We start from the raw sequence: 13285 nt of genomic DNA, 5'->3' as shown, positions 1-13285 counted from the left end.
TAGCGAACACATTTTTGCCGCTTTATTAAAATAAAAATTAGAAAAATGAACCAACCGTTAGCATACGTACATCCTGGAGCAAAGATTGCAAAGAATGTAGTTATAGAGCCTTTTACAACGATTCATAATAATGTAAAGATTGGAGAAGGTACTTGGATTGGAAGTAATGTAACCATTATGGAAGGTGCTCGAATTGGAAAAAATTGTAATATTTTTCCAGGTGCTGTAATTTCAGCTGTTCCTCAAGATTTAAAATATAATGATGAAGATACTACTGTCGAAATTGGCGATAATGTGACCATTAGGGAGTGTGTAACCATTAATAGAGGTACAACAGATAAAATGAAAACAGTTATTGGAAACAATTGTCTTATTATGGCCTATTGTCACATTGCACATGACTGTATTGTTGGTAACAACTGTATATTTTCTAACAATAGTACTTTAGCCGGACATATTAATGTAGGTGATTATGTTGTTTTAGCAGGAATGACAGCTGTTCATCAATTTTGTTCTATCGGAAATCATGCCTTTGTAACAGGTGGATATTTGGTGAGAAAAGATGTGCCTCCGTTTGTAAAAGCGGCTCGTGAGCCTTTATCTTATGTCGGAATCAATTCTGTTGGTTTAAGACGTAGAGGCTATACTTCCGAAAAAATTAGAGAAATTCAGAACATCTACAGAATACTTTATCAAAAAAATTATAATAATACTCAGGCTTCAGATTTAATTGAAGCCGAAATGGAAGCCACTCCAGAACGTGATGAAATTCTTCAATTTATTAAGAATTCGCATCGTGGAATTATGAAAGGCTACTTTAAATCGAATTAAGAAATTCAAACTTTAGACAACAAAAAACAAATAGTGTGCTTTGCATGACTAAAGATATATAAGACTATAAATTAACGACTAACACTAAAATAATGGCAACTACTTCAGATATTAGAAATGGATTATGTATAAGATATAATAATGATATATATAAAATTGTAGAGTTTCTTCATGTAAAACCAGGAAAAGGTCCTGCATTCGTAAGAACTAAAATGAAAAGTGTTACTACAGGTAAAGTTCTAGATAATACATTTTCTGCTGGTCATAAAATTGAAGATGTACGTGTTGAAACACATAAATTTCAATATTTATACAATGATGGCGAATTCTATCATTTTATGAATGAATCGGATTACACACAAATTAGATTACTAGAGTCTGCATTAGACAGACCAGATTTAATGAAAGAAGGAGAAATTGTAACTATTCAAATTAATACGGAAGATAATATGCCACTTTCGGTAGATTTACCAGCTTCTGTAATATTAGAAGTTACAGCTACTGAACCTGGTGTAAAAGGAAACACAGCAACTAACGCAACTAAACCAGCAACTGTTGAAACTGGTGCAGAGGTTAACGTTCCTTTATTTATTAATGAAGGTGATAAGATTAAAGTGGAAACCGACAAAGGCACTTACAAAGAACGAATTAAAGATTAAATAAGATGCCAGTTTACAGTCTTCAGTTTGCAGTAAATTTCTGAAAACTGCCTGCTGAAGACTGCATACTGAATACTGAGAAATGAAATTCCCAAAACCACATACATTAAAACAAATTTCATCCTTGATTGATTGTGAATTTAGAGGTGCTGAAGATTTTGAAATCTTAGGGATCAATGAAATTCATGTGGTAGAACCTGGAGATATTGTTTTTGTAGATCATCCTAAATATTACGATAAAGCCTTAGCGTCTGCAGCAACTATTGTTTTAATTAATAAAGATGTGCCTTGCCCTGAAGGAAAAGCACTTCTTATTTCAGATGATCCATTTAGAGATTTTAATAAAATTACAGAGCATTTTAAGCCTTTTAAAGCTTCAACTAGTGCCATTGCAAGTGACGCCATTATAGGTGAAGGTACTGTTATTCAACCCAATTGTTTTATAGGAAATAATGTAAAAATTGGTAAAAACTGTGTTATTCATGCTAATGTTAGTATCTATGATGACGCTGTCATTGGAGACCATGTAACCATTCACGCAGGAACGGTTTTAGGGGCAAGTGCGTTTTATTATAAAAACAGACCAGAAGGTTACGATCAATTGAAATCTGGAGGTAGAGTTATTATTGAAGATCACGTAGATATTGGAGCGCTTTGTACCATTGATAGAGGGGTTACAGGAGATACCACTATAGGTGAAGGTTCAAAGTTAGATAATCAGATTCAAATTGGTCATGATACCATAATTGGAAAGAAATGTTTAATAGCCTCGCAAACTGGAATTGCTGGTTGTGTAGTTGTTGAAGATAATGTGACGATTTGGGGACAAGTGGGAGTTAAAAGTGGAATCACAATTGCCAAAGGCACCGTGTTATATGCACAATCTGGTTTAGGACATACTACAGAAGAAGGTAAGACGTATTTTGGTAGTCCTGCTCAAGATGCCAGAACCATGTTTAAAGAAATGGCTTATGTTAAGAGAATTCCTGAAATCCTTCAAAAATTAAAAAAACTATAATGTCAGCAAAAGAAGTTGTCAAAGCCTTTTATGAAGCAGACCTAGCAAATGATGTTGCTTTGGTTTCGAAACATTTTCATAAGGATTGTGAATTACACTGGACAAGCAGTCAAGGGGTTACATTACTCAAATATAATGATATTGAAATGTTTTTTGAAGGCACAAGACAGTCTTACAACAGTTTGCGGTTTGAATTCACCCATTTTATAACAGCAGATGTTTTTGTAACAACAAGACATACACTATTTGGTTCAACTATAGAAACCCCAGATGCAGAAACATCAATTGCGCATTTTTCTACGATTTGGGAGGTAAGAGATGGTAAATTATATCGTGGTTTTGAAATCAGCCATCAAGCTGATGAAAACGATAAAAAAAGTAAAGAATCATACAAAGAAATAAAATTATAAAAGAGGTCGCTTTTGCGTTTAAAATCTCTTATTTTTGCATAACGAAATACATAAAACTTAAAATCAACAATATCAAATGAGCGTTTTAGTTAATAAGAATTCTAAGATTATAGTTCAAGGTTTTACAGGTAGTGAAGGTACATTTCACGCTGAACAAATGATTGAATATGGTACAAATGTCGTTGGAGGTGTAACTCCTGGTAAAGGTGGTCAGACGCATTTAGACAAGCCTGTTTTTAACACCGTTTCTGAAGCTGTAGAAAAAGTTGGCGCAGATACTACAATTATTTTCGTGCCACCAGCTTTTGCTGCTGATGCTATTATGGAAGCTGCTGATGCTGGTATTAAAGTGATTATTACAATTACAGAAGGTATTCCTGTAGCAGATATGATTAAAGCGTCTAACTATATCAAAGATAAAGCGTGTCGTTTAATAGGTCCTAACTGTCCTGGTGTAATTACTCCAGGTGAAGCTAAAGTTGGTATTATGCCAGGTTTTGTTTTCAAAAAAGGTAATGTTGGTATCGTTTCTAAATCTGGTACTTTAACTTATGAAGCAGCTGATCAAGTTGTAAAACAAGGATTAGGAATTACAACTGCTATTGGAATAGGTGGAGATCCAATTATTGGAACAACCACTAAAGAAGCTGTTGAGTTATTAATCAATGACCCAGAAACAGAAGCTGTAGTTATGATTGGTGAAATTGGAGGTCAATTAGAAGCCGATGCTGCACATTGGTACAAACAAAGTGGAAGTAAAAAACCTGTAATTGGCTTTATTGCTGGTGAAACAGCTCCTGCAGGTCGTACAATGGGACATGCTGGCGCTATTGTTGGTGGTAGTGATGATACAGCTCAAGCTAAAAAGAAGATTATGAGAGAATGCGGAATTCATGTCGTAGATTCTCCTGCAGAAATAGGTAAAAAAGTTGCAGAAGTTTTAGGATAAAATTCTGTTAAAATATAATCAAAAACCTTACGTTATTAATCCATTAGCTATATTTTTAGCTAATGGATTTTTTTATTCTATTTAATCAACTAAAATCAACTAAAATCAAAAAATGAAAAACATTAAAACAGTATTACTGCTACTTATGGTAGCAGCTGTTTTTGGTTGTAAAACCGAAAACAATGACAAAAAAATGGCTTATGCCGTAGAAACCAATCAAGATGCTAATGGATTTAAATATGAAACCGTAGCTAACGATCCAACAGGTTTGCGACTTTACACTTTAGACAATGGTCTTAAAGTTTATTTGGGTAAGAATGATGAAGAACCAAAAATTCAAACCCTTATCGCTGTTAGGGCAGGTTCCACTTATGATCCTGCAGATAATACTGGGTTGGCTCATTATTTAGAGCACATGGTTTTTAAAGGGACAGATAAATTTGGAACTACAAATTATGAAGAAGAGTCTAAACTCATCAAGCAGATTTCAGATTTATACGAAGAACATAAAAAAGAACAAGATCCAGAAAAGAAAAAAGCAATTTATAAAAAGATTGATGAAGTCTCTCTAGAAGCTTCTAAACTTTCAATTGCTAACGAATATGATAAAATGGTTAATTCATTAGGGTCTGAAGGTACAAATGCTTTCACATCTAATGAACAAACTGTATATGTTAACAAAATCCCTTCTAATGAAGTGGATAAATGGTTAAAAATAGAAAGTGAGCGTTTTAGTAAACTCGTATTACGCTTGTTTCATACAGAATTAGAAGCGGTTTATGAGGAATTTAATAGAGGACAAGATAATGATGGACGTAAGCAGTACTTTGCAACGCTCCAAGGTTTGTTTCCAACACACCCTTACGGAACGCAATCTACCATTGGAGTTTCTGAACATTTAAAAAATCCATCTATGGAGGCTATTAATGCTTATTTTGATAAGTATTATGTACCAAATAATATGGCCGTTATCATGGTTGGTGATTTAGATTTTGATACGACTATCAAAAAAGTAAATGATGCTTTTGGTAGTTATGAGAAAAAAGAAGTAACTCACCCTACATTCCCAGAATTAGCACCAATTACAGCACCAGTTAAGAAAGAAGTCTTAGGCCCAACAGCTGAATCGGTATATGTTGCTTTTAGATCAGAGGGAAAAGGATCTAACCAAGAAATGTTATTAAAATTAGTAGATTATATGTTGGCAAACTCCCAAGCGGGTTTAATTGACTTAAATCTTAATCAGAAGCAAATGGTGCAAAATGCATCTTCTTTTACAAATTTTGATAATGACTATGGTTTTCACTTACTCTATGGTTCGCCAAAAGCAAATCAATCTTTAGACGAAGTAAAAGATCTTTTGCTGGAGCAAGTCGATAAAATTAAAAAAGGAGAATTTGAAGATTGGTTGTTAGAAGCTGTAATCAATGATATGCGTTTATCTCAAATTAGAGAATATGAAAATGGATCTGCAACAGCATACGCTTATTTAGATGCTTTCATTGGAGAACAAAACTGGAACGATCGTTTGAAAATGTTAGATGAAATGAAAAAAATCACAAAGCAAGAAGTGGTTGACTTTGCGAATTCTTTTTATGGAAATAACTATGTAGAAGTACATAAACTAAAAGGAGAGGATACTTCAATTGTAAAAGTTGAAAACCCAGGAATTACACCAATAGAACTCAACAGAGGTAAAGAATCTGAATTCATGAAGTCTTTAAGCGCTATGGTTTCTCCTGATTTGAAACCGCAATTTATTGATTATAAAACGGCTATCAAAGAGACTGAAACAGATAATGGGCTTAAAGTGTCTTACGTAGAAAATCCTAACAACGATATCTTTAATTTAAATATCATTTTTGATATGGGACAAGATAACGATCGTATGGTTTCTTTAGCAGCTGGTTATTTAGATTATTTAGGTACTGACAAATACACACCAGAACAATTAAAACAAGAGTTTTATAAAATAGGAATAAGCTACAATGTATACTCATCTAGTGATAAAACATACATCGGAATTTCTGGTCTTAAAGAAAATTTAGATGCTGGTTTAACACTTTTAGAACACTTATGGAATAACGCCGAGCCAAATCAAGAAGCTTACGATAAATATGTTGAGAGTATTTTAAAAGATAGAGAAGATGGTAAAACTCAAAAAGGAAATATTTTTTGGAATGGCTTAATGAATTACGGTCAATATGGTGAAAATTCAAGGTTAAGAAATATTTACTCTCAGCGAGAATTAAAAGCTATGAATCCAACAGAATTAGTAAACAAAATAAAAGAAATGCGCGCGTATAAGCAACGTATCTTTTATTATGGTAATGCAGTGGATGAAGCTAAATTAGCATTAAATACACATCACAAGATTCCTGAAACGCTATTAGATTATCCTGAAAAAACGGTGTATACAAATCTTGAAACTGGGGGTAATGTCTATTTTGTAGATTACGATATGGTACAAAGTGAAATTTTATTGTTGGCTAAAGGTGAAGAATTTAGTCCTCAGAAAATGGCAGCATCAGAATTGTTTAATACATACTTTGGTAGTGGCTTATCTTCTATTGTATTTCAAGAAATTAGAGAATCTAAATCTTTAGCATATTCTGCTTTTTCAAGTTATAATAATGCTCGTGAGGCTGGACAACCAGATTACACTATGGCTTATGTAGGGACACAAGCTAATAAATTAGAACAAGCTGTAAATGCTATGATGGAATTAATGACCAATATGCCAGAGGCAGAAGATCAATTTAATCAAGCAAAAGAAGCAACATTAAAGAAAATTGCTTCAGAACGTATTACTAAATCTAATATTTTCTGGACCTATGAAGGTTTGAAAAAACGTGGTATTGATAATGACAACCGTAAAGAAATTTATGATGCTATTAATAACATGACTATGGAAGATCTAAAAACATTTTTTAATAATAACATAAAAGGTAAAAAGTATAATGTTATGGTTATTGGAAATAAAAAAGATATGGATTTTGAAGCCTTAAGTAAGTTAGGAACGATAAGAGAAATGGATATTGATTTTCTTTTTAACTACAATCAACCTGAAACGTTAAAGCAATAGGACAATACGTTTAAAATAGTTGTAAAATTAAACCTCATATTTATGTTAAAATATGAGGTTTTTTTTATTTCATACAATTTGTAATTGGTATATTTGAAACGGTTCAAAAGACCCTTAAAATGATAATTAGTATAGAGAAGACTATTTAATTAAAAGTCAGTATAAACACTAACTTTAAAATAACTAACCAAACATATAGATTATGAAACTTTTAGAAGGAAAAACAGCCATAATTACAGGAGCAAGTAGAGGAATAGGAAAAGGAATTGCAGAAGTTTTTGCACAGCATGGAGCTAATGTTGCATTTACTTATAGTTCTTCTGTAGAGGCTGCTAACGCATTAGAAAAAGAGTTAAATTCATTAGGGGTGAAAGCTAAAGGTTACCAAAGCAATGCCGCTAGTTTCGATGAATCTCAGAAATTAGCTGAAGATGTTTTAGCTGAATTTGGGGCTATCGATATTTTGGTCAATAATGCCGGTATCACAAAAGATAATCTCTTAATGAGAATGGGTGAAGCAGATTTTGATAAAGTTATAGAAGTGAACCTAAAATCGGTTTTTAACATGACTAAGGCTGTTCAACGCACCATGTTGAAACAACGTAAAGGCTCTATCATTAATATGAGTTCTGTTGTTGGTGTAAAAGGTAATGCAGGACAAACAAACTACGCAGCATCTAAAGCCGGAATCATTGGGTTTTCTAAGTCTGTAGCTTTAGAATTAGGCTCTCGTAATATTAGAAGTAACGTCATCGCACCAGGTTTTATTGAAACCGAAATGACAGCTAAGCTTGATGAAGAAACCGTAAAAGGTTGGAGAAGCGCCATTCCTTTAAAAAGAGGAGGTACGCCAGAAGATATTGCTAATGCTTGTGTGTTTTTAGCGAGTGACTTAAGTGCTTATGTAACAGGACAGACGCTTAATGTTGATGGAGGTATGTTGACTTAAACAATCATTCTTGCGAAGGCAAGAATCTTATGATATTTGTCGAGATTTTAATGGATAAACTAACAATTATATACATAACAATTGCTGCAATTACAGCGCTTTTATTAGCGCTGTTTCAGTATTTGTATAAATCGAAATTAAAGTCAAAGTTAAAATACCTGCTCACCGCGCTTAGAGCAATTTCAATATTTGGCATTTTATTATTACTGATTAATCCAAAATTCGAATCCTTTACTTATTTTGATGAAAAACCGACGTTAGTAGTTGCTGTAGATAATTCAGAATCTGTTTCTTATTTACAACAAGATGAAAACGCAAAGGAAATTCTTGGGGTATTAACCAATAATTCAGAGTTAAATGACCGTTTTAATATTCAGCCCTATAGTTTTGGGAAATCAGTCAACACATTAGATAGCTTAAACTTTAAAGAGCACCAATCAAATTTAGCATTAGCTTTAAAACAATTTGGTGACGTGTACGCCAATCAAACGGCACCAATTGTAGTATTGACTGATGGTAATCAAACCTATGGCTCAGATTATAGTTATATCGCTAAAGGAATAAAACAATCTATTTATCCTATTATTCTTGGGGATTCTACCATACATTCAGATTTAAGTATTAAACAGTTAAATGTGAATCGTTATGTGTATTTAAAAAATAAATTTCCTGTTGAAATTATCGCGAATTATACAGGAAACGAAACTATAATTACAGAACTAAAAATATGGTCTGGTAATACTGTAGTGTTTAGAAAAGCACTTGAGTTTAATGCCTTAAAATCCTCTGAAATTATTTCAACAGCTTTGACAGCAAATAGTGTTGGTGTAAAAACCTATCGTGTTGAATTGGTGGCTTTAGAGAATGAAAAGAATAAGGTCAACAACACTAAAAATTTTGGTGTAGAAGTTATTGATCAAAAAACAAATATCGCAATAGTTTACGATAGAATGCATCCCGATTTGGGAGCACTTAAGAAAGCGATTGAAAGTAATGAACAACGTAAGGTTTCAATTGTAAAACCAAAAGATGTTTTAGGTAAAATTAATGATTTTCAATTGATTATATTGTATCAGCCCAATAATCGCTTTAATTCGGTTTTAAAAGCGATTAAGGAACAAAAAAGTAACACTTTTATTATTTCAGGGACAACTACCAACTGGAATCTAATACAGCAAACGCAAGACTATTTAAAGCAAACCATAACCAATCAAACTGAAAACTTTCAACCAAGTTTAAATAGAAATTACGGAACATTCATTGTCGAAAATTTAGATTTTAATACTTTTCCACCGTTAAAATCAGAGTTTGGAGCACTCAAGATTTCAGTCCCACATGACATCCTGTTATATAAAGCCGTAAACGGAATAACTACTGAAGATATTATGCTGGCTACATTTGAAACAAATGCAACCAAGCATGCTATTTTAAACGGAGAAGATATTTGGCGTTGGAGAGCACAAGCCTTTATTAATACTAATAGTTTTAATGAATTTGACGAATTTTTAAATAAATTGGTTCAATACTTAAGTTCTAATAAAAAACGAAAACGTCTTAATGTCGATTATAAGTCATTTTATAATGGCAATGATGACGTTATTATTTCAGCTCAATATTTTAATAAAAATTATGAGTTTGACAATACCGCTTCATTAAGTATTGTGCTAAAAAATAAAGAAGATGAAAGCATTAGGGAAGTACCACTATTGTTAAATAATGGGAATTATACAGTAGATTTAAGCGGCATCAACGCTGGATTATATGATTTTACAATAAAACACAACTCAGAATCTATTGCTGCCTCAGGAAGCTTTCAAATTATAGAATACAATGTAGAACAACAATTCTTAAATGCAGATATTTCAAAATTAAAAATAATTGCTAAAAACAGTAATGGAGCCGCCTATTTTACTTCGCAGGCAAATGAGTTAATAGACCGATTATTAAGTGATAATCGTTATAAAACCATTCAGAAAAGCACTAAAAATATCGTACCTTTGATAGATTGGAAATATCTACTTGGTTTAATAGTTTTAAGTCTATTTGTTGAGTGGTTTATTAGAAAATATAACGGATTAATTTAAAAATAAAGAAATGGAGAAATTACCTAAGATTGGATTACCGATTTTAATTGGAGTTGTACTTTTAATCATAGTTTTAGCAAAGTCTGCTGTTACACTAGATTCTGGTCATGCTGGAGTTTTATACGAAACACTTAGTGGAGGTGTAGACCCAGAAAAAGCGCCATTAGGTCCAGGGTTTCATGTTATTGCTCCATGGAATCGCGTAATTGATTATGAAACACGTCAGCAAGAAGTTGCAGAAAAAATGGCGGTATTATCGTCTAATGGTTTAGATATTAAACTTGATGCTTCTATTTTGTATCAACCCGATGTTAAAAGCTTAGGGAAGTTACATAACCAAAAAGGTGAAGATTACTTAAGCCGTGTACTTCAACCAGCGATTAGAAGTGCAGCAAGAAGTGTTGTTGGTCGATATACGCCAGAACAATTATACTCTAGTAAAAGAGATGCCATTCAAGAAGAGATTTTTGAGGAGACTAAAAAAATTGTTGAACCACAGTTTATTCAATTAAATGATATTTTAATTAGAGACGTGACGTTGCCTTCTACGATTAAGGAAGCAATTGAGCGTAAATTAAAGCAAGAGCAAGAATCATTAGAGTATGAATTTAGACTTGAAAGTGCAAGAAAAGAGGCTGAGAAAGTAATTATTGAAGCACAAGGTAAAGCCGAATCAAATAGAATTCTAAGTGCATCTTTAACAGACAAAATTCTTCAGGATAAAGGTATTGAAGCTACAGTAAAACTTTCAGAATCACCAAATAGTAAAACGATTATTATTGGTTCTGGAGATAGTGGCCTACCGATTATTTTAGGAAATCAATAATTAAAGAAGCAAATACTATTAATTTGTTAAAAATTTATATTCTTTGAATTAAAATTAGGATTAGTAAATTTAAATTAACAATATTTGTAGCAACATAAAGAACATGACTCTTATTCAATTACATCATCATTTTCATATAATCGCTCAAGCGAGGTGAAAGTGTATTGAATAAATTCAAAATATATTTTAAAAACCCGTTTGAGAACTTCAAGCGGGTTTTTTGTTTTTTAAACGCAATTGAAGTCTTAGACATTATAAAACTTAATTATGAGTAAATTAAAAATTGCAGTACAAAAATCGGGTCGTCTTAATGAAGATTCCATGAGAATTTTAAAGGAGATTGGTATTTCTGTAGATAACGGAAAAGATCAACTAAAAGCTTCAGCACGAAATTTCCCTTTAGAAGTGTTTTACCTTAGAAATGGTGATATTCCACAATACCTTAGAGATGGTGTGGTTGATGCTGCTATTATAGGCGAGAATGTGTTGATAGAAAAAGGAAATGATTTAACCATTGTGGAACGTTTGGGGTTTTCAAAATGTAAAGTTTCTATCGCAGTTCCAAAATCATCAAAAGCAAAAAGTTTAAAAGATTTAGATGGCAAACGCATTGCAACATCGTATCCAAATACGGTGAATCAATTTTTAGAAAAAGCAGGACTAAAAGCCAACTTACACATCATTAATGGTTCTGTTGAAATTGCGCCAAACATAGGATTGGCAGATGGTATCTGTGATATTGTTTCTAGTGGAAGTACCTTATTTAAAAATGGTTTAAAAGAGATTGAAGTCTTATTAACTTCAGAAGCTGTGTTGGCGACTTCACCTATGATTTCTGAAGAAAATCAAGCTTTAATAGATAAACTTCAATTCCGATTAAAATCAGTTTTAAAAGGAAGAGAGAGCAAATACATTCTATTAAATGCACCAAATAATAAACTTGATGAGATTATAAGAATTCTACCAGGAATGAATAGTCCATCGATTTTACCACTAGCTAGGGAAGGCTGGAGTTCAATGCACTCTGTAATAGACAAAAATGATTTTTGGAATATTATTGATGAATTAAAAGCGAATGGTGCAGAAGGCATTTTAGTTTGTCCAATCGAAAATATGGTGCTTTAATAGAATATATTAGAGCATCAAATTACTCATTAAATTAAGAGGTGAAATGAAATTATACAATAATCCAGATAAATCGAGTTGGTTAGAGCTTTTACAACGACCAACTAAATCCGTGGAAGTGATTGAAGCTACTGTTGACGAGATATTCAAAAAGGTCAAAGAAGACGGTGATAAGGCTATAAAAAAATACACGACGAAGTTCGATGGAGTAGCACTTGAGAATAATATAGTTTCAAAATCAGAAATAGAACAAGCTTCAAAACTTGTAAATGACGATTTAAAAGCGGCCATTCAACTAGCAAAAACGAATATTGAAAAATTTCACTGTGCTCAAAAAACGGATAAAGTTTTTGTAGAAACCATGGCTGGTGTAGAGTGCTGGCAAGAAAAACGACCAATTCAAAAAGTGGGTTTATACATTCCAGGCGGAACAGCTCCTTTGTTTTCTACTGTTTTAATGTTAGTGGTTCCTGCTCAAATTGCAGGCTGTAAGGAGATTGTGCTTTGTTCGCCTCCAAATAAAGAAGGAAAAATAGCTAATGAAATTTTATACGCAGCAAATCTTTGTGGCGTTACTAAAATCATAAAAGTTGGTGGCATACAGGCTGTTGCAGGTTTAACGTTCGGTACAGAAACCATTCCGCAAGTTTACAAGATTTTTGGTCCTGGTAACCAGTTTGTAACCGTAGCAAAACAATTAGCAACAAAATATGGTGTTGCTATAGATATGCCAGCTGGCCCGAGTGAATTATTGGTCATGGCAGATGAATCGGCAAATGCGGCTTATGTGGCTTCAGATTTATTAAGTCAGGCAGAACACGGTAGTGATAGTCAAGTGATTTTGGTAAGCACATCTAAAGCATTTGCGGATAAGGTTTCATCAGAAGTGGAAAAGCAATTGGCTGTTTTACCAAGAAAAACTATGGCAGAAAAAGCAATTTCAAATTCAAAATCTATCGTGGTGGATTCTAATGCAACAGCGTTAGAGCTTATTAATGCATACGGTCCGGAACATTTTATTGTGGCAACAACGGACAATGATTTCTTTGTAGATAACATTAGCAATGCCGGTTCTGTGTTTATCGGGAATTACACACCAGAAAGTGCGGGCGATTATGCCTCAGGAACCAATCATACCTTACCAACTAACGGGTTTTCAAAAGCCTATTCTGGAGTTAATTTAGATAGCTTTCAAAAGAGTATGACCTTTCAGAAAATATCAAAAGAAGGTATTCAAAACATTGGAAACGCTATTGAATTAATGGCAGAAGCAGAAGGGTTACAGGCACATAAAAATGCGGTAAGCTTAAGATTAAAAGATTTAATAAATGAGTAAGATCGTCACTTCG

General features: G+C 33.0%; 11 protein-coding genes. All 11 read left to right on the top strand.

The annotated features are described in order from the left end of the window. The first annotated feature begins 45 nt into the window (after positions 1-45). The 11 genes from lpxA (at position 46) to hisD (ending at position 13272) form a co-directional block, all read left to right on the top strand. Positions 46-831, top strand: a complete 786-nt coding sequence (lpxA, locus tag ACXGSQ_RS13390) for an acyl-ACP--UDP-N-acetylglucosamine O-acyltransferase (RefSeq protein ID WP_458626659.1) — start codon at positions 46-48, stop codon at positions 829-831. A gap of 92 nt (positions 832-923) precedes the next feature. Further along, positions 924-1490 carry an elongation factor P gene (gene efp / locus ACXGSQ_RS13385; RefSeq protein ID WP_458626658.1) on the top strand — a complete coding sequence of 189 codons (567 nt, stop codon included), beginning with the start codon at positions 924-926 and terminating at the stop codon, positions 1488-1490. Positions 1491-1572: 82 nt separating this feature from the next. Next, positions 1573-2508, top strand: a complete 936-nt coding sequence (locus ACXGSQ_RS13380) for a UDP-3-O-(3-hydroxymyristoyl)glucosamine N-acyltransferase (protein WP_458626657.1) — start codon at positions 1573-1575, stop codon at positions 2506-2508. Beyond that, entirely contained in the window at positions 2508-2918 is a 411-nt protein-coding gene (locus ACXGSQ_RS13375; protein ID WP_458626656.1) for a nuclear transport factor 2 family protein, read from the top strand. The genes ACXGSQ_RS13380 and ACXGSQ_RS13375 overlap by 1 nt, the downstream gene beginning before the upstream one ends. Before the next feature lie 76 nt (positions 2919-2994). Next, complete coding sequence (gene sucD, locus ACXGSQ_RS13370; protein ID WP_458626655.1) at positions 2995-3867, top strand: succinate--CoA ligase subunit alpha; 873 nt, start codon at positions 2995-2997, stop codon at positions 3865-3867. A gap of 112 nt (positions 3868-3979) precedes the next feature. Further along, positions 3980-6952 (top strand): M16 family metallopeptidase, encoded by a 2973-nt coding sequence (locus tag ACXGSQ_RS13365; RefSeq protein ID WP_458626654.1) that lies wholly within the window; start codon positions 3980-3982, stop codon positions 6950-6952. A 202-nt stretch (positions 6953-7154) separates the two neighbouring features. Beyond that, positions 7155-7901 carry a 3-oxoacyl-[acyl-carrier-protein] reductase gene (gene fabG / locus ACXGSQ_RS13360; protein WP_458626653.1) on the top strand — a complete coding sequence of 249 codons (747 nt, stop codon included), beginning with the start codon at positions 7155-7157 and terminating at the stop codon, positions 7899-7901. Between the two features lie 50 nt (positions 7902-7951). Continuing rightward, complete coding sequence (locus ACXGSQ_RS13355; protein WP_458626652.1) at positions 7952-9985, top strand: vWA domain-containing protein; 2034 nt, start codon at positions 7952-7954, stop codon at positions 9983-9985. A 10-nt stretch (positions 9986-9995) separates the two neighbouring features. Further along, entirely contained in the window at positions 9996-10811 is an 816-nt protein-coding gene (locus ACXGSQ_RS13350) for a prohibitin family protein (protein WP_458626651.1), read from the top strand. 267 nt (positions 10812-11078) lie between these two features. Beyond that, positions 11079-11936: an ATP phosphoribosyltransferase gene (gene hisG / locus ACXGSQ_RS13345; protein ID WP_458626650.1), complete on the top strand. Its 858-nt coding sequence runs from the start codon at positions 11079-11081 to the stop codon at positions 11934-11936. Between the two features lie 46 nt (positions 11937-11982). Beyond that, positions 11983-13272, top strand: a complete 1290-nt coding sequence (hisD, locus tag ACXGSQ_RS13340; protein WP_458626649.1) for a histidinol dehydrogenase — start codon at positions 11983-11985, stop codon at positions 13270-13272. The last annotated feature ends 13 nt before the right edge of the window (positions 13273-13285 follow it).

It is taken from the genome of Winogradskyella sp. PC D3.3, assembly GCF_054366245.1.
The sequence above is the reverse complement of the archived record's forward strand: the minus strand, read 5'-3'. Positions and strand labels throughout refer to the sequence as shown.

Bases quoted from the DNA above. Each gene is read 5' to 3' on its own strand.
- lpxA (WP_458626659.1), top strand. From the start codon at position 46: ATGAACCAACCGTTAGCATACGTACATCCTGGAGCAAAGATTGCAAAG.
- efp (WP_458626658.1), top strand. From the start codon at position 924: ATGGCAACTACTTCAGATATTAGAAATGGATTATGTATAAGATATAAT.
- ACXGSQ_RS13380 (WP_458626657.1), top strand. From the start codon at position 1,573: ATGAAATTCCCAAAACCACATACATTAAAACAAATTTCATCCTTGATT.
- ACXGSQ_RS13375 (WP_458626656.1), top strand. From the start codon at position 2,508: ATGTCAGCAAAAGAAGTTGTCAAAGCCTTTTATGAAGCAGACCTAGCA.
- sucD (WP_458626655.1), top strand. From the start codon at position 2,995: ATGAGCGTTTTAGTTAATAAGAATTCTAAGATTATAGTTCAAGGTTTT.
- ACXGSQ_RS13365 (WP_458626654.1), top strand. From the start codon at position 3,980: ATGAAAAACATTAAAACAGTATTACTGCTACTTATGGTAGCAGCTGTT.
- fabG (WP_458626653.1), top strand. From the start codon at position 7,155: ATGAAACTTTTAGAAGGAAAAACAGCCATAATTACAGGAGCAAGTAGA.
- ACXGSQ_RS13355 (WP_458626652.1), top strand. From the start codon at position 7,952: ATGGATAAACTAACAATTATATACATAACAATTGCTGCAATTACAGCG.
- ACXGSQ_RS13350 (WP_458626651.1), top strand. From the start codon at position 9,996: ATGGAGAAATTACCTAAGATTGGATTACCGATTTTAATTGGAGTTGTA.
- hisG (WP_458626650.1), top strand. From the start codon at position 11,079: ATGAGTAAATTAAAAATTGCAGTACAAAAATCGGGTCGTCTTAATGAA.
- hisD (WP_458626649.1), top strand. From the start codon at position 11,983: ATGAAATTATACAATAATCCAGATAAATCGAGTTGGTTAGAGCTTTTA.